The sequence below is a fragment of the Kushneria konosiri genome (assembly GCF_002155145.1).
GTDB classification, from domain to species: domain Bacteria; phylum Pseudomonadota; class Gammaproteobacteria; order Pseudomonadales; family Halomonadaceae; genus Kushneria; species Kushneria konosiri.
In genome coordinates this window covers 578,517-594,340 of record NZ_CP021323.1, presented here as the reverse complement: position 1 = coordinate 594,340, position 15,824 = coordinate 578,517, and the positions used below count along the sequence as shown (strand labels likewise).

Genomic DNA, 15,824 nt, shown 5'->3' with positions numbered 1-15,824 from the left:
GGCGTTTCAGTAGTGCGGCGGCCGCTCCTGAGCGCTGTCGGACTGGATCGATTCAAGGCTTTCCCGCTGCTCTCCCAGGCGCTGGGCCATGAGATTGCACAGGCGTTCCAGCCTCTCGATGGTGGCATTTTGCGTGATCAATGCCTTGTCGAGGCGTTCCAGCCAGTCTTCCTGCCAGGCCAGACGGCTTTCCAGATCGTTAGCACGCTCTATCACCTGCTTAAGCGTAGTGTCAATGTGCATGTTAGAATCAGCTTGTTGCGGAGGTGTGTTCATGTCGTTGATCTCCGTACGTTAAACATCCGGCCGCAGGGTCGGTGGCTGGGTTCGCCTCCCGTGAACAGGGGCATCATGGGAATCTGCGGGGCGCGAACCATTTGATTAAACAATCCGATAAACGTTTGAAGCAGAGTATCGTCATGAGTGCAAAAACCATCTGGCGCTGTACCGTTATCAGCCTGCTGCTGGCGCTTTTAACGCCGGTTCTCGCAGGTTTTCTTGTCTATCTTGCAAGCCCTGTCGTTATCGAAAACATGACCGCCGAGCCCGGTCTTGTCGTCATCTGGGGGCTGTCTGTCGTGGCTTGCTTTGTGGCACTTGAAGTGGCCACGCTTGCCATGCATGTTCTGACCCCGACGCTGTCCAATGTGGTAGACGTTGAAAAGGATGATCGCGAAATTGGCGTGGTCAAGTGGTTCAATGTCAACAAGGGCTATGGCTTTATTACCCGGGATGGCGGCGAGGACGTCTTTGTCCATTTTCGTGCCATCCGTGGCAAGGGGCATCGTACGCTGGCCGAGGGACAGCGGGTTCGTTATTACTCCATTCAGAACGAGCGGGGTCTTCAGGCCGAGGATGTCACCGTCATTACCTGATGAGTCATCCTTTCGACCTTCCTGAATGATGTAGCAGCAAAACGCCCCGCAACGCGGGGCGTTTTTGATGGTGTCAAAGACAGGTCACGTCACTGACATCCTATTTTTTACCATCCTGGGCCCCGGCGTCGGGCCAGTGAATCACGCTCTCGCTGCCATCAGGGTGCACCTGAAAAAAACGGTCGGGATCGTCGCCGGGCTGCCAGCCGCCGAGTGAGCAGCGCACTTCACAGGCCAGTGCCTGACTGGCGGCCCGGGCACAGTCGACATCGCGTGGCCAGGGCGTCAGTTCGCTGTCAAGCCAGAGGCTGGCCATTCGGTCCGCGGCGTTTTCGACCAGCAGGACCGGCAATCGCTGCCCCCTGTAGATGGGTGCCGCTCGCCATTGGTACTTGCCGGCGCGCTCAAGCGTCACGCTGGTCTCCAGCGCGTTGGCAAGCCATTGCGAAATGCGTTCGGCATCGTTGCAGGCGAGGTAAACCTCGATATCTGGATAGTGCTCCATGGGATTATCGCAGCAGCCGGTCAAGGGTTGATTCAAGGGCCTGACTCATCAGATCAAGGTCCGTGGCAAGAATGCGCTCATCACGCTGGTGGATGGTGGCGTTGCGTGGCCCGAACTCGATGGTCTGCGGTCCCAGCGTTGCAATGAAGCGGGCATCCGAGGTGCCACCGCCGGTAGAGAGTCGAGGGGCGGCGCCGGTGATCTCACAAAGGGCCGCGCTGACGGCCTCGGTCAGCTCACCTGGTACCGTCATGAAGGGCTCGCCGGAGAGCTGCCAGTCAATATGCCAGTCAAGCCCGTGTGCATCGAGCAGGGCCTCGATACGTGCCTGAAGCGCCGGCGCCGTGACTTCCGTGGAAAAGCGCAGGTTGAAGGTGACTTCCAGTTCGCCCGGAATGACGTTGTTAGCGCCGGTGCCGCCATGAATGTTGGAGATCTGCAGACTGGTTGGCGGGAAAAATTCGTTGCCGTTGTCCCAGTGCTCCGACACCAGTGCATCCAGTGCCGACATGGCCTGATGGATGGGGTTACGGGCCAGTTGAGGGTAGGCCACATGGCCCTGCACGCCGTGAATGCGCATCACGCCGTTGAGGGAGCCACGTCGACCGTTCTTGATGACATCGCCAAAGCGGGCCTCCGAGGAGGGTTCACCAACGATGCAATAGTCGATGGGTTCATGTCGTGCGCGCAGGATTTCGACTACGGCACGGGTGCCGTCTCGTGCCGGGCCCTCTTCATCGCTGGTCAGCAAAAAGGCAATTCGGCCCGGATGCTCGGGATGTGCACTCACAAAGCGTTCGACGGCGGTCACCATGGCCGCCAGGGACCCTTTCATGTCGGCGGCACCGCGTCCAAGAAGATAGCCGTGCTCATCGATGCGAGGCGAGAACGGCGGTGTCTGCCACAGGTGCTCGGGTCCTGTTGGTACGACGTCGGTGTGACCGGCCAGCACCAGAGTGGGTCCGGCCTGGCCGCGCACGGCCCAGAGGTTGCGTACCTCGCCCTGATCCATCCACTCCAGATGAAAGCCCAGTCGTGCCAGACGTTCGCCGATCAGCGTCTGACAGCCGGCGTCGTCAGGCGTTATGGAAGCTCTTGAGAGCAGCTCAAGCGCCAGTGATAGCGTCTCGCCCGGCGTCTGTCGTGTTTCAGCCGTATTGTCGAAAACCTTTTGCATGACTCTCTTCATTCAACGGGCGCTCGTGTGAGCACCCGGATGTGTGGACAGCGCTGATGACCCTGGTGGTGGGCGTGCAGGACGTCAGTTGTGGGCGTGCAGGGCGTCGTTGAGCGCGATAGCGCTCTTGTTGGTGCGACACTCAAGACGGCCCGTCTGGGAATGGCGCAAAAACAGCAGATCGTTCTGTCCGGCCAGCTGACGCGCGGCAACAGTGTCTACCAGCTCACCATGGTCGTCGAGCACTGCCACCTTGGCACCGGCGGTGATGTAAAGGCCGGCTTCGACGGTGCAGCGATCGCCCAGAGGAATGCCAATGCCGGCGTTGGCGCCGATCAGGCAGTTTTTGCCGGTACCGATGACGATGTTGCCACCGCCGGACAGGGTGCCCATGGTCGAGGCGCCGCCGCCCAGATCGGAGCCGCTGCCCAGCATGACGCCTGCCGCAATGCGGCCTTCCACCATGCCCGGGCCTTCGGTGCCGGCATTGAAGTTGCAAAAGCCTTCATGCATGACGGTGGTGCCTTCGCCCAGATAGGCGCCCAGACGCACGCGCGCGGTGTCGGCAATGCGCACGCCCTTTGGCACCACGTAGTCGGTCATTTTCGGGAACTTGTCGACACAGTCGACGGACAGGGCGCGGCCTTCAAGGCGTGCCTTCAGGCGACGGTCGTCGAGTTCCTCGATGTCGATGGCGCCTTCGCTGCTCCAGGCGATGTTCTTCAAAAGACCGAACATGCCATCAAGCTTGAGCCCGTGGGGCTTCACCAAGCGATGCGACAGCAGATGCAGCTTGAGATACACCTCGGGCACGCTTTCCGGCGCACGGTCTTCTTCAAGAAAGACGGCGACCAGCGGGCGGCGGCTGTCCGCCATGGCACGGGCAATATCGGCCTGCTCATCATTGCCGGCATGGCTCAAGGCCTCGGCCAGACTTTCGCAGTGCTCGGGCAGAAAGCTTACCGCCACGTTGCCTTCGGGCGCACCCAGCGTGCTGCGTACGGTGTCAACAAGCGTCTGCTCCGGGATATGAAGCGGGGCCGGGTAATAGACTTCAAGCCAGTCGCCCTGACGGTTCTGGGTGCCGATACCCAGTGCAAAACTCAGCATGAAAAACTCCTTGTTAATGGGGATAGATCAGGCCGGCCAGTCATCGACAGCCTTGCCCACCAGCACCTGGGTGCCGGTATCAAGTACCGGACGCTGGATCAGGCTGGGGTGGGCCTTGATCAGTGCCACGGCGCGCGTCTGATCCAGATCAAGACGCTCGGCATCATCCAGCCCTCGCCAGGTCGTGCTACGACGGTTAAGCAGCGTGGACCAGTCGATATGGGCCATAAAATGCTGAAGGGCCTCTTCCAGTCCGCCCTGGTCGGCCAGGCGACGCAGATCGATCATCTCGACCTTTTGACCACTGGCTTCTAGCCGGTGGCGGGCGCGACGGCAGCGGTCACAGTTGGATAGGCCGTAAAGCTTCAACATGGGAAATCTCTTGTGACGCATTGGGCGGCGATTATAGGCGCCCGGCGTGGCGCGGCTCAAATCGGGAAAAATGCTGCTGTCGATGGTTCGCGCCTATCCGGGCGTTGCAATACCGGCCTCGGCATCGAGTACGTGGCACAAGCGATCACTCAGGGCTTTCTGAAGCTCGGGGTCGGTCAGCGGATTGCCGTTGGTGTCGGTAATAAAGAACACGTCCTCGACCCGTTCTCCAAGCGTGGCGATCTTGGCGCCGGACAGGGCAATATCAAAGCTCATGAAAATCTGCCCGACATGGGCCAGAAGCCCGGGCCTGTCAGCAGCGATCAGCTCCAGTACCGTGCGCTGATTGGCCTCATCCTGTTCGATGAGTACCCGGGTGGGGACCCGAAAATGCTTGAGCTGGCGCGACGTATGACGCTTGACGATGCGCGGGTAGTCGTCCGGGTCATCGAGCTCTTCGATCAGATGCGCCTGAATTTGCTTGAGCCGGGCCGGGTCGCGAATGGCATGACCGTCGTCGTCGAGCAGGATAAAGGTATTGAGCGTCCAGTCGTTGCTCGAGGTAGCAATACGGGCATCGTGGATGGACAGGTCCAGCTGATCGATGGCCGCGGCGGTGGCGGCAAACAGATTGTTGACCGAACGGGTGTGGATAAAGACCTTGGTACCGCCATCGGTCATGTCCTCGGTCGGGGCGCTGATCAGAATCAGCGGCATAACGTCCACACCGGCCTGCAGAATGCCCTGGGTATGCCAGACAATCTCACTGGCGCTGTACTGCAGGAAGTAGTCATCGCCCAGTGTTTCCCAGAGCGCATCCACGGCCTGGCATTCGCCGCCCATGCACTGGGTCAGGGCACGGGCTTCTTCGCGTGTCTCCTCGATCCACTCCTGTCGATCGAGCGGATTTTCCAGTCCACGCCGCAACACGCGGCGTGTTTCACCATGCAGCTGACGCAAAAGGGCCGCGCGCCAGCTGTTCCAGAGGGTGGGGTTGGTGGCGTTGATGTCGGCCACCGTCAGCAGATAGAGATAATCCAGATGCACTTCATCGTGAACGATGGCGGCAAATTCACGGATAACCTCCGGGTCGCTGATATCACGCTTCTGTGCGGTCGTGGACATCAGCAAATGATGCTCGATCAGCCAGCTGACCAGATGTGTATCGCGCCTTGGTACGCCGTGACGATGGCAAAATCCCTGGACATCCCGGGCGCCCAGCTGGGAGTGGTCGCCGCCTCGGCCCTTGGCGATATCATGATAAAGCCCGGCAATCCACAAAAGCTCAAGCTTGGGAACGCGTGCCACAAGTGCTGCGCACAGGGGGTACTCTTCACGCCCTTCGGGGGTTCTAAAGCGATGAATGACGTCCAGCACGCGCAGGGTGTGGGCATCTACCGTGTAGATGTGAAAAAGGTCGTGCTGCATCAGGCCGATGATGTGGCCAAAGCGGGGAAGATACTTGCCCAGAATGCCATAGCGTGCCATGCGGCCCAGTTCACGAGCGACCATGCCGCCGCCGCGCAGCAATTCCAGAAACAGGCTGCGGTTGCGAAGATCAGCCCGAAAGCCATTGTCAATCAGGTGGCGGTGGTCGCGAATGGCGCGAATGGTGGCGGCGCGCACACCCTCGATATCGGGATGTTGTGCCAGCAGCACAAACATCTCGATCAGGGCCGAAGGGCGGCGTTTGAAGACGTGGGGGCCGCGAATGCGCAGATACCGTCCATCCAGTTCGAACCGATTATTAAGCGGCACGACCTCCGGCTGCTGGTCGTTCTGGAGGATGTTTTCCTCAAAGTTCTGGATCAGCATGTCGTTGAGTTCGACCAGGGCTGTTACCACGCGATAGTAGCGACGCATGAACTCTTCAACGCCGAGCCGCTCGGGCGTGTCGTGATAGCCGAACAGGGTGGCAATGGCACGCTGATGATCAAACAGCAAACGGTCCTCGCCACGCTCGCTGATCATGTGCAGGGCGTAACGTACCTGCCAGAGAAAGGCCCTGCTCTGACTGGCGATGCGCATGTCGGCATCCGTCATGAACCCCTGCTGCATCAGGACTTCGATGATGTTGGTGCCAAAGTGGCGCTTGGCGATCCAGGTGACAGTCTGGATATCGCGCAGGCCTCCGGGCGAGCTTTTGATATTGGGCTCGAGATGATGCTCTGAGTTGTTGAAGCGCTGATGGCGTGCCCTTTGCTCGGCCAGTTTTGCCTGGAAAAAGGTTTCGCTGCGCCATGTGTCCATCTGGTTCAGGCGTTCGCGCATGCGTTCCAGAAGCGGTTCAGAGCCTGCCACGCAGCGCGTTTCCAACAGGTTGGTAATCACGGTGACATCGTCACGTGCTTCGCGTTCGCAGTCGTTGAGTGAGCGAACGCTGTGGCCGATATCAAGGCCGATGTCCCAGAGCATTGTGATAAAGGCGGTCAGCGATTCCCGGTAGGGCGTGTCGTCATCGCTTTCCAGCAGGATCATCAGGTCGATGTCAGAGTATGGGTGCAGCTCACCTCGACCGTAGCCGCCCACGGCGATCAGGGCGATGCCATCGTCATGCCAGTCAAGGCGTGACCACAGCAGTGCCAGTAGCTGGTCGATACACCAAGCCCTGCCAAACACCAGGTCGCGAATATCTGCGCCGCTTTTGAAACGTTCATCCAGACGACTGCGGATATCGGTCAACACTTCCCGAACGGCCCCAATGGGTGAGGTGTTCCGATCCAGTCGCGCCTTGAGGGCCTCGGTATCGATCAGGGTGGTGTCCGGGGTAAACCGATAATGGTGCAGAAGCATGGGCGGTGACCGTAATAAAAGTGAGCGGCAGCGTCCGCCACGGGCCTGTCAATGACAGGCCGGAGAGCGCATCGGGAAGACGATGAATTAGTTTGTCAGAAAACCAAGGTCCTCGTCATGGCGTACGGTGGTGGCCTCCACGCCGTCAGCGGTGATGATCAGGGTATGCTCCCACTGGGCGGAGAGGCTCTTGTCGCGGGTGACGGCGGTCCAGCCATCCTTGAGGACCCGGGTCTGCCAGTCACCGGCATTGATCATCGGCTCGACGGTCAGGCACATGCCTTCCTTGAGCTCGGCATCGTTGTGCTCATTATAGCCATCGTAATGCAGCACCTGCGGATCTTCATGAAAGCTGCGCCCGATGCCGTGTCCACAGAAATCTCGCACCACGCTATAGCCGTTGTCATTGGCGTGTGCCTCGATGACGCGGCCGATATCGGACAGCCAGACGCCCGGGCGCATGATCTTCATGGCCTCATACAGGCACTCCTGAGCCACGCGTGACAGGCGCTCGCCCTTGATATTGTCGCCGACGATGAACATGCGGCTGGTGTCGCCGTAATAGCCATCCTTGATGATGGTGACATCGATATTGAAGATGTCGCCCTTTTTGAGCTTCTTGCCAAAATCGGGAATGCCATGGCAAACCACGTGATTGAGCGAGATGCAGGTGGCGTGCTGATAGCCGTGATACCCGATGGTGGCCGAGATCGAGTCGATCTCGTTTTCAATATAGTGCTGGCACAGCCGGTCGATTTCGCCGGTGGAAATGCCCGGGCGGATGTGGGCCTCGATCATCTCCAGCACGCTGGCGGCCAGACGTCCTGCGATGCGTAGCTTGTCGATATCTTCGGCATTATGGATGGGGATGTTCATGGCGACTCGTGGTAAGCGAAATGGAAAGCCGTGCGAGGGTGCAGGGTCAATATCTCCCGGCAGTCGGGGGCTATGACAGCAAGGTTCGGCTTCATCTTGACAGCATTATATGGTATAAAGCCGCGCGTTTTCCTGCAATCCATGTCCGGGTATGACAGACTTGTCTTCTGGACAGGCGATCGCGGAAAGCGTCTGAACCATTACCACAGAGACCACACATGTACCGACACATGGTCCCGGGTGCCGTGAAAACGGTCGGACCCATGGGGTACGTGGAGGCTTAACCCGATACTCAGGAGAGTCATCATGTCAGTCAATATGCGTGACCTGCTCAAGGCAGGTGCCCACTTCGGTCACCAGACCCGTTACTGGAACCCGAAGATGAGCAAATACATCTTCGGCGCTCGTAACAAGATTCATATCATCAACCTCGAACACACGCTGCCGGCCCTTAACGAAGCCGTCTCCGTGGTTGAGCGTCTGTCTGCCAACAACAACAAGATCATGTTCGTTGGCACCAAGCGCGCTGCGGCCAAGATCATCGCCGAGGAAGCGACTCGCGTTGGTCAGCCGTTCGTGAACCATCGCTGGCTGGGCGGCATGCTGACGAACTTCAAGACCATTCGTCAGTCCATCAAGCGTCTGCGCGAACTCGAAGCCATGCATGAAGATGGCACCTTCGAGAAGCTGACCAAGAAGGAAGTCCTGATGGCCACGCGCGAGCAGGAAAAGCTCGAGCGCTCCATCGGTGGTATCAAGGACATGGGCGGCCTGCCGGACGTCATGTTCGTGGTTGACGTCGATCACGAACGTATCGCGATCAACGAAGCCAACAAGCTGGGCATCCCGGTCATCGGTGTAGTGGATTCCAACTCCGATCCGGACGGTGTTGACTACATCATCCCGGGCAACGACGACTCCATCCGTGCCATCCAGATCTACGTTCAGGCGATTGCCAATGCCTGCGCCAAGTCGAAGGAAGGCAGCGGCGACGAGTTTGTCGAAGTCGACGAAGCGGCCGAAGCGGCTTCCGAGTAATGTCACCCGCATCGGCAGGGGAGTTCACTGCCGGTGTCTGTGAATGACAGTGCAAAAGGGGGCTTACGGGCCCCTTTTTTTGAGGCGACAAATCGTATCAGCCATGGTGCATGAGCGTTTGTCCTGGAACTGTCATCGACAGGTGGTACCGATTTTTCTTCTCGTTCCGGGATCTCCGGAACCGAATACATGATTCAACAGAGGTTCATGACATGGCAGCTATCAGCGCATCTCTGGTCAAGGAACTACGCGAGCGCACCGGGCTTGGCATGATGGAGTGCAAAAAGGCACTCTCCGAAGCCGATGGCAATATCGAAACCGCCATTGAAAACCTGCGCAAGAACGCAGGTCTGAAGTCCGCCAAGAAGGCCGGCCGTGTAGCCGCCGAAGGCGCCATACTGACCCGCGTCGCCGAAGATGGCACTACCGCCGTGATGCTGGAAGTCAACTCCGAGACTGACTTCGTATCCCGTGATGACAACTTCAAGAACTTTGCCAATGAAGTTGTCAACAAGGTGCTCGACACGCGCAGCGAAGATATCGCTGTCGTGATGGAAGGCGAGCTGGAAGACGCCCGTGCGCAGCTGGTCCAGAAGATCGGCGAAAATATTACGGTACGCCGCGCCGCGGTCATCGATGCACCCGAAGGCGGTAGCGTCGGTGCCTATGTTCACGGTGATCGTATCGGTGCCGTTGTCGTACTCAAGGGTGGCAACCAGGACGTCGCACGTGACATCGCCATGCACGTGGCCGCGATCAACCCGTCCGTCTCGCATCCCGAGAAGATGCCGCAGTCCGAGCTCGACAGCGAGAAGGCGATCATCCTGGCGCAGCCCGACATGGCCGGCAAGCCTGCGGAAATCGCCGAGAAGATGACGCAGGGTCGTCTGAAGAAGTACCTTGCCGAGAACAGCCTGATCAATCAGCCGTTCGTCAAGGATCAGAACGTGACCGTGGCCGAATACGCCAAGCAGGCGGGCGCTGAAGTTGTTAGCTTTGTGCGCTTCGAAGTTGGCGAAGGTATCGAGAAGGAAGAAGTCGACTTCGCCAAGGAAGTCATGGAGCAGGCGCGCCGCAGCTGATCGGGCGTGTCGTCTCTCGTCTGCGGTCAGGGTTGGCCTCAGGCGGTTTGAGGGCGTGCGTTCGCGCACGCCTTCGCGTATCTGCCGGATCATGACCATGCTGTCATGATCGGCGATACACCTCACGTTTTCTCCCCTCGGGCCATCAGGAGGATGTCACATGCCCCCCAATACTGAACGTAGCGCCAAGTACAAGCGTATTCTGCTCAAGCTCTCGGGTGAGGCGCTGACGGGCGAACAGGACTTCGGTATTGATCCAAAGGTACTGGATCGCATGGCGCTGGAAATCGGCCAACTGGTGGGCATTGGTGTCCAAGTGGGTATCGTGGTCGGCGGCGGCAACCTGTTTCGCGGAGCGGCGCTTCACGAAGCCGGCATGGATCGCGTGACCGGTGACCACATGGGCATGCTGGCCACGGTCATGAATGCCCTGGCCATGCGTGATGCGCTGGAGCGCGCCAATATCCGCTCGCGCGTCATGTCTGCCATTCCCATGAGCGGCGTGGTCGAGCACTACGACCGCCGTACTGCTATCCGCTACCTGACCTCCGGTGATGTCGTCATCTTCTCGGCAGGTACAGGCAACCCCTTCTTTACGACTGATAGTGCCGCCTGTCTGCGCGGGATCGAGATCGATGCCAACGTGGTCATCAAGGCCACCAAGGTGGATGGCGTCTATGACAAGGACCCCGTCAAGCATCCCGATGCCGCCAAATATGAGCGACTCAGCTACGATGATGTACTCGACCAGAAACTCGGAGTCATGGATTTGACCGCCATCTGTCTGGTGCGTGACCATGATATGCCGGTTCGCGTCTTCGACATGACGCGCCACGGTGCGCTGTTGAATCTTGTCATGGGTGGTCGTGAAGGTACTATCGTCGATAACGGCCCGGTGCAACCACAAGGCTGAGCAGAGGATTTATAAAGTGATCAACGAGATCCAGAAAGACGCCGAAAGCCGCATGCAGAAAAGCGTTGAGTCGCTGCATTCGACCTTTGGCAAGATCCGTACCGGGCGTGCCCACCCCAGCATTCTCGATGCCGTGCGCGTTGAATACTATGGTGCCGAGATGCCGCTTTCTCAGGTGGCCAATGTCAATGTCGAGGACGCTCGTACACTGTCCGTGGTGCCTTGGGAAAGGACCATGGTCCCCAAGGTGGAAAAGGCCATCATGACCGCAGATCTGGGCCTGAATCCGTCCACGGCCGGTACCGTCATTCGCGTGCCGATGCCGGCGCTGACTGAAGAGACCCGCAAGGGCTATACCAAACAGGCGCGAGCCGAAGCCGAGCACGCACGGGTGGCGATTCGCAACATCCGTCGTGATGCCAATGGCGATTTGAAAGCCCTTCTCAAGCAGAAGGAAATTTCGGAGGATGAAGAGCGTCAGGCGCAGGACGGTATCCAGAAGCTGACCGACCGCTTCATTGCCGAGATCGACAAGTCGCTTGAGCAAAAGGAAAGCGATCTGATGCAGGTCTGAGGTCCGGGCCCGAAACCATCCGACTCAGGGCGCGGCTTCGGCCGTGCCTGCAGTGAGAAGTCATGACGCCTGACAAGTTTTCAAACATGCCCCGGCATGTGGCTATCATCATGGACGGCAACAATCGCTGGGCCAAGTCTCGTGGACTGTCCGGTGTGCGCGGTCATCATGCCGGAGTAGAGTCGGTCAGGGCCGTGATCAAGCGCGCGGCCGAACATCACCTTGAAGCCATTACCCTGTTTGCCTTTTCCAGTGAGAACTGGAAGCGTCCGGCCCAGGAGGTCAGTGCCCTGATGGAGCTTTTCATCATGGCACTCAAGCGTGAGGTTTCCCGGCTGCATAAAAATGGTATCCGACTGTGCATCGTTGGTGATCGGTCGAAGCTGTCTTCCTCCCTGAATCGTGCCATCGATCGAGCCGAGCACCTGACGCGCCATAATCAGGGACTGAAACTGATCGTGGCCGTCAACTATGGTGGTCGCTGGGATATTGCCAGCGCAGCACAGCGTCTTGCTCGCCAGGTTGAGGACGGGCAGTTGTCGTCCGATGACATTGACGAGGCGCTTTTTGAGCGTGAAATGTCAGCGACAGGGATCCCGGAAGTGGATCTTTGCATTCGCACCAGTGGCGAGCAGCGCATCAGTAACTTTATTCTCTGGCAAATGGCCTACGCAGAGTTCTACTTTTCACCACTATACTGGCCTGACTTCGATGGCGATGCCTTCGATGAAGCATTGAGTGTTTATTCTGGTCGCAAGCGCCGTTTTGGCATGACCGACGAACAAATCGAGGTTCAGGGTGCTTAAGCAACGGGTGTTGACAGCGCTGGCCATCGGGCCCACGTCACTGATATTGCTGTTTGTGCTGGGGGGCGGCTGGTTTGCCACGTTCGTGGGCATACTGGTTGCCGCCTCGGCATGGGAGTGGTCCAATCTTTCCGGTGGCGAAGGTCTCAAGGATCGTGCTCTGTTTACGGTGACATTGATTGCCTTGATGGCACTGGGCTGGTCCTCCGGTATTGCCTTGCAGACCTGGCCGCTCTGGATTGCACTGATTGGCTGGCTGCTCTGCCTTTACTGGGTCATCAGTTACCCTGGCAATACCGATCAATGGAGCAGCCGTGGTGTTCGCTATGCCATGGGACTCTGGGTACTGTTGCCGTGCTGGGTAGGCCTGTTGCTGTTGCGTGAATCACCGATATGGCTTCTGTATGTGCTGTTTCTGGTCTGGGGCGCCGATATCGCGGCCTATTTTGCCGGTCGTGCCTATGGCAATCGGAAGCTGGCGCCCAGAGTCAGTCCCGGCAAGTCCTGGGCCGGTGTTTACGGCGCGCTGGGCGGTACGGCTGCGCTTGCGCTGCTCATGGCCCTCTTTCAGGGCATGGGTATTGGCCAGACGCTGGTACTGGTCATCATCAGCGCCATCGTCACCGGTGCCTCGGTGCTGGGAGATCTCAATGAGAGCATGCTCAAGCGCTATCGCGGCATCAAGGATTCCGGCAATCTGTTGCCGGGACACGGCGGGGTGCTGGACAGAATCGACAGTCTGACCGCCGCCATTCCCATTTTTGCCCTGCTGGCACCCTGGATCGGCTAATCACTGTCAGCATGCGGTTTTGTGGCCTGCAGCCGATGATCATGATTGAATCGGCTCGGGTCGCGCGTTTTGTGCCTCCCATCCGTTTCAGCTTTCAGGATCTCTTTCATGCAGACTGTCACCCTGCTGGGGGCCACCGGTTCCATTGGTACCAGTACCCTTGATGTTATCGAACGCCATCCTGACCGCTATCGTCTGCACGCACTGACCGCTCATTCAAGTGTTGAAAAGCTGTTGGCGCTGTGTCTGAAGCATCAGCCGGAACATGCAGTGCTGGGCAGTGAGGATGAGGCTCGTCAGCTTGGCGCAGCGCTGAAGGCACATCAGGTGGCCACTCGGGTCAGCTGGGGAGAGCAGGCGCTGTGTGAGGTAGCGGGTGCGGCAGAAGTGGTTGTTGCCGGCATTGTCGGCGCTGCCGGACTGATGCCGACACTGGCTGCCGTTCGTGCCGGGCGTCGGGTTCTACTGGCCAACAAGGAAGCACTGGTCATGAGCGGCGCGCTGTTCATGCGCGAAGTGGCCCGCTCCGGCGCTGTACTGCTGCCGCTGGATTCCGAACATAACGCCATTTTTCAGTGTCTGCCGCGAGAGCATCGCGGCGGGCTCGAGCGTCACGGGATTACTCGGCTGCTGCTCACGGCATCGGGCGGCCCCTTCCGCGATCACGACCGGGAAGCTCTGGCTCATGTGACGCCTGATCAGGCCTGCGCGCACCCGAACTGGTCCATGGGGCGCAAGATTTCAGTAGACAGCGCCACGCTGATGAACAAGGGGCTCGAGCTGATCGAAGCCTGCTGGCTGTTCGATGCCACACCTGATCAGATTGATGTGGTTGTCCATCCGCAAAGCGTCATCCACTCAATGGCCGCTTACAGCGACGGATCGGTACTGGCTCAGCTGGGCAATCCCGATATGCGCACGCCGATCGCACATGCGCTGGCCTGGCCCGAACGTATTGATGCCGGTGTTAGACCGCTGGATCTTTTTGCAGTGGCACGCCTTGATTTTCAGACCCCTGACCTTGAGAGCTTCCCCTGCCTCAGACTGGCACGAGAGGCCATGATGGCAGGTGGTACAACGCCTGCCGTACTCAACGCCGCCAACGAGATAGCCGTGGATGCCTTTCTGACCGGCAGTATCGGCTTTACCGACATTCCTGTCGTGGTCGAAACCGTCATGGGCCGCATCGAGCGTCGCAGTGCCGATGAGCTTGACGTGATTCTGGCGCAGGATCGTCTGGCGAGACACGAGGCTCAGGTGGTGATCGATGAATTGGCCATGACCGCTGCCGGAGGATAGTCATGGGAATCCTGCAAAACATCATTGCGGTCATTGTCGTTCTTGGGCTTTTGATCACGATCCACGAGTTCGGCCATTTCTGGGTGGCAAGACGTTGTGGCATTCGTGTTCTGAGGTTTTCGGTGGGGTTTGGCAAGCCGCTGATCTCCCGAATGGACCGTCACGGTACCGAGTTTGCCCTGGCTGCCATCCCGCTGGGCGGCTACGTCAAGATGCTTGATGAGCGCGAAGGCCCGGTTGACCCCTCCGAGCAGCATCTGGCGTTCAATCGCCAGCATGTGCTCAAGCGAATCGCCGTGGTGATTGCGGGGCCGCTGGCCAATTTTATTCTGGCCGTGGTGGCCTACTGGGTCATGTTCATGGCAGGCACCACAGCCATTGTGCCCATGGTCGGCGAGGTCACGCCGGATTCGCCCGCCGCGCGAGGCGGGCTGCAAAACGGTCAGGAAATTGTCTCCGTTCAGGGCCGGCAGACACCGGACTGGAATGGCGTCAACCTGGCGCTGGTGGCCGAAATCGGTGCCACTGGCCATCTCGAAATCTCGACGCGCGACGAGCAGGGCCGGCTTGAAACGCATCAATTACCGGTCGATAGCTTCATGGCGCGTCAGGACCCGCCCGAGCCATTGCGCACGCTTGGCTTTACGCCGTGGCGTCCGGCCGTTGCCCCGATTATCGGTCAGGTGCTTGACGACAGCCCGGCCGCGAAGGGTGGCCTTGAACCGGGAGATCGCATCGAGGCGGTGAACGGGCAGCCCATTCCGACATGGGAAAATCTGGTGTCGCGCGTGCAGGCTGCTGCCAATACGCCGCTTGAGTTGAGCATTGCACGCGACGGGCACGACATGACCGTCACGGTCACGCCTGAAGCGCGTGAGCAGGAAGGCGCCACTGTCGGATTCATGGGGGCTGGCGCGGGCAGTGTCAGCTGGCCACAGGAGTATCAGCGCACGCTGGCCTGGGGCCCGCTGGGTGCCATGGGGCAGGCATTGTCGCGTACAGGGGAAATGACTTCCCTGACGGTCGGGTCCATCGGCAAAATGATTACGGGGTTGATTTCACCTTCCAATCTGTCCGGACCGATCACGATTGCTCGCGTGGCAGGAGATTCAGCCCGGTCAGGCCTTGAAACCTTCATCAGTTTCCTGGCTTACCTTTCCATCAGCCTTGGTGTATTGAATCTGCTGCCGGTGCCGGTTCTGGATGGCGGACATTTGGTGTATTACGTCATCGAGCTGGTACGTGGTCGCCCGGTTTCGGAGCGTGTGCAGGCCTTCGGGCTTCGTATTGGCATGGCCCTGATCGCCTCGTTGATGCTGATGGCCTTTTATTTTGACATCATGCGTCTTTGATCGATCCGGTGGTGTCAGACCCGATGGCCGGGGCGATTGTCGCTGCGATCATTACAAATTCTGTACCGAGCCCATGACGTCGGCGCTTGTCAGGGTGGTGGGGTTGTGTATAAGGTGCCTGTTCCCGTCGGCATGGTGAATGACTACTGCCGACATGTCTGGGGTGTCATACTGGCCTTCCCGCTCGGAGCATCGATGTCGACAAGCGAAACGGTTTCCTTTTTGTTGGACCCTGTCGGGGCATTGGCATGAACCTTGAGCA

The 15,824-nt window shown here is 59.0% G+C and carries 16 protein-coding genes; 9 read left to right on the top strand and 7 right to left on the bottom strand.

Annotated elements, in window-relative coordinates; all coding sequences use genetic code 11:
- Window positions 1-6 precede the first annotated feature (6 nt).
- Complete coding sequence (locus B9G99_RS02770) at window positions 7-243, bottom strand: SlyX family protein (RefSeq protein WP_086620654.1); 237 nt, start codon at window positions 241-243, stop codon at window positions 7-9.
- Window positions 244-419: 176 nt separating this feature from the next.
- Here B9G99_RS02770 and B9G99_RS17200 point away from each other — a divergent pair, with 176 nt between their 5' ends.
- Window positions 420-875, top strand: coding sequence for a cold-shock protein (locus tag B9G99_RS17200; protein WP_086620653.1), 456 nt, complete (start codon window positions 420-422; stop codon window positions 873-875).
- Between the two features lie 100 nt (window positions 876-975).
- Here the strand turns inward: B9G99_RS17200 and B9G99_RS02760 are convergent, their stop codons facing one another.
- The 6 genes from B9G99_RS02760 to map form a co-directional block, all read right to left on the bottom strand.
- On the bottom strand, window positions 976-1,380 hold the full coding sequence (locus B9G99_RS02760) for a hypothetical protein (protein WP_086620652.1): 405 nt from the start codon (window positions 1,378-1,380) through the stop codon (window positions 976-978).
- A 4-nt stretch (window positions 1,381-1,384) separates the two neighbouring features.
- Entirely contained in the window at window positions 1,385-2,557 is a 1,173-nt protein-coding gene (gene dapE / locus B9G99_RS02755) for a succinyl-diaminopimelate desuccinylase (RefSeq protein ID WP_086620651.1), read from the bottom strand.
- Between the two features lie 84 nt (window positions 2,558-2,641).
- A complete protein-coding gene (dapD, locus tag B9G99_RS02750) occupies window positions 2,642-3,667 on the bottom strand; it encodes a 2,3,4,5-tetrahydropyridine-2,6-dicarboxylate N-succinyltransferase (protein ID WP_086620650.1) in 1,026 nt (341 codons plus the stop codon).
- Window positions 3,668-3,694: 27 nt separating this feature from the next.
- The gene (locus tag B9G99_RS02745; RefSeq protein WP_086620649.1) at window positions 3,695-4,039 is read right to left on the bottom strand and encodes an ArsC/Spx/MgsR family protein; all 345 of its coding nucleotides are present in this window, start codon (window positions 4,037-4,039) and stop codon (window positions 3,695-3,697) included.
- Between the two features lie 93 nt (window positions 4,040-4,132).
- Window positions 4,133-6,832, bottom strand: coding sequence for a [protein-PII] uridylyltransferase (locus B9G99_RS02740; protein ID WP_086620648.1), 2,700 nt, complete (start codon window positions 6,830-6,832; stop codon window positions 4,133-4,135).
- 87 nt (window positions 6,833-6,919) lie between these two features.
- Window positions 6,920-7,708 (bottom strand): type I methionyl aminopeptidase, encoded by a 789-nt coding sequence (gene map / locus B9G99_RS02735; protein WP_086620647.1) that lies wholly within the window; start codon window positions 7,706-7,708, stop codon window positions 6,920-6,922.
- A gap of 303 nt (window positions 7,709-8,011) precedes the next feature.
- Between map and rpsB the strand changes: the two genes are divergently transcribed.
- From rpsB to rseP, 8 genes are all read left to right on the top strand, one after another.
- Window positions 8,012-8,746 carry a 30S ribosomal protein S2 gene (gene rpsB, locus B9G99_RS02730; RefSeq protein ID WP_086620646.1) on the top strand — a complete coding sequence of 245 codons (735 nt, stop codon included), beginning with the start codon at window positions 8,012-8,014 and terminating at the stop codon, window positions 8,744-8,746.
- A 212-nt stretch (window positions 8,747-8,958) separates the two neighbouring features.
- Window positions 8,959-9,828, top strand: a complete 870-nt coding sequence (gene tsf, locus B9G99_RS02725; RefSeq protein ID WP_086620645.1) for a translation elongation factor Ts — start codon at window positions 8,959-8,961, stop codon at window positions 9,826-9,828.
- Window positions 9,829-9,988: 160 nt separating this feature from the next.
- Window positions 9,989-10,741: a UMP kinase gene (gene pyrH / locus B9G99_RS02720; protein ID WP_086620644.1), complete on the top strand. Its 753-nt coding sequence runs from the start codon at window positions 9,989-9,991 to the stop codon at window positions 10,739-10,741.
- A gap of 16 nt (window positions 10,742-10,757) precedes the next feature.
- A complete protein-coding gene (frr, locus tag B9G99_RS02715) occupies window positions 10,758-11,315 on the top strand; it encodes a ribosome recycling factor (RefSeq protein WP_086620643.1) in 558 nt (185 codons plus the stop codon).
- 62 nt (window positions 11,316-11,377) lie between these two features.
- A complete protein-coding gene (gene uppS / locus B9G99_RS02710; RefSeq protein WP_086620642.1) occupies window positions 11,378-12,121 on the top strand; it encodes a polyprenyl diphosphate synthase in 744 nt (247 codons plus the stop codon).
- A complete protein-coding gene (locus tag B9G99_RS02705; protein ID WP_086620641.1) occupies window positions 12,114-12,911 on the top strand; it encodes a phosphatidate cytidylyltransferase in 798 nt (265 codons plus the stop codon). The genes uppS and B9G99_RS02705 overlap by 8 nt, the downstream gene beginning before the upstream one ends.
- A 108-nt stretch (window positions 12,912-13,019) precedes the next feature.
- Entirely contained in the window at window positions 13,020-14,210 is a 1,191-nt protein-coding gene (ispC, locus tag B9G99_RS02700; protein ID WP_086620640.1) for a 1-deoxy-D-xylulose-5-phosphate reductoisomerase, read from the top strand.
- A gap of 2 nt (window positions 14,211-14,212) precedes the next feature.
- Complete coding sequence (gene rseP / locus B9G99_RS02695) at window positions 14,213-15,562, top strand: sigma E protease regulator RseP (protein WP_086620639.1); 1,350 nt, start codon at window positions 14,213-14,215, stop codon at window positions 15,560-15,562.
- Window positions 15,563-15,824: the final 262 nt, after the last annotated feature.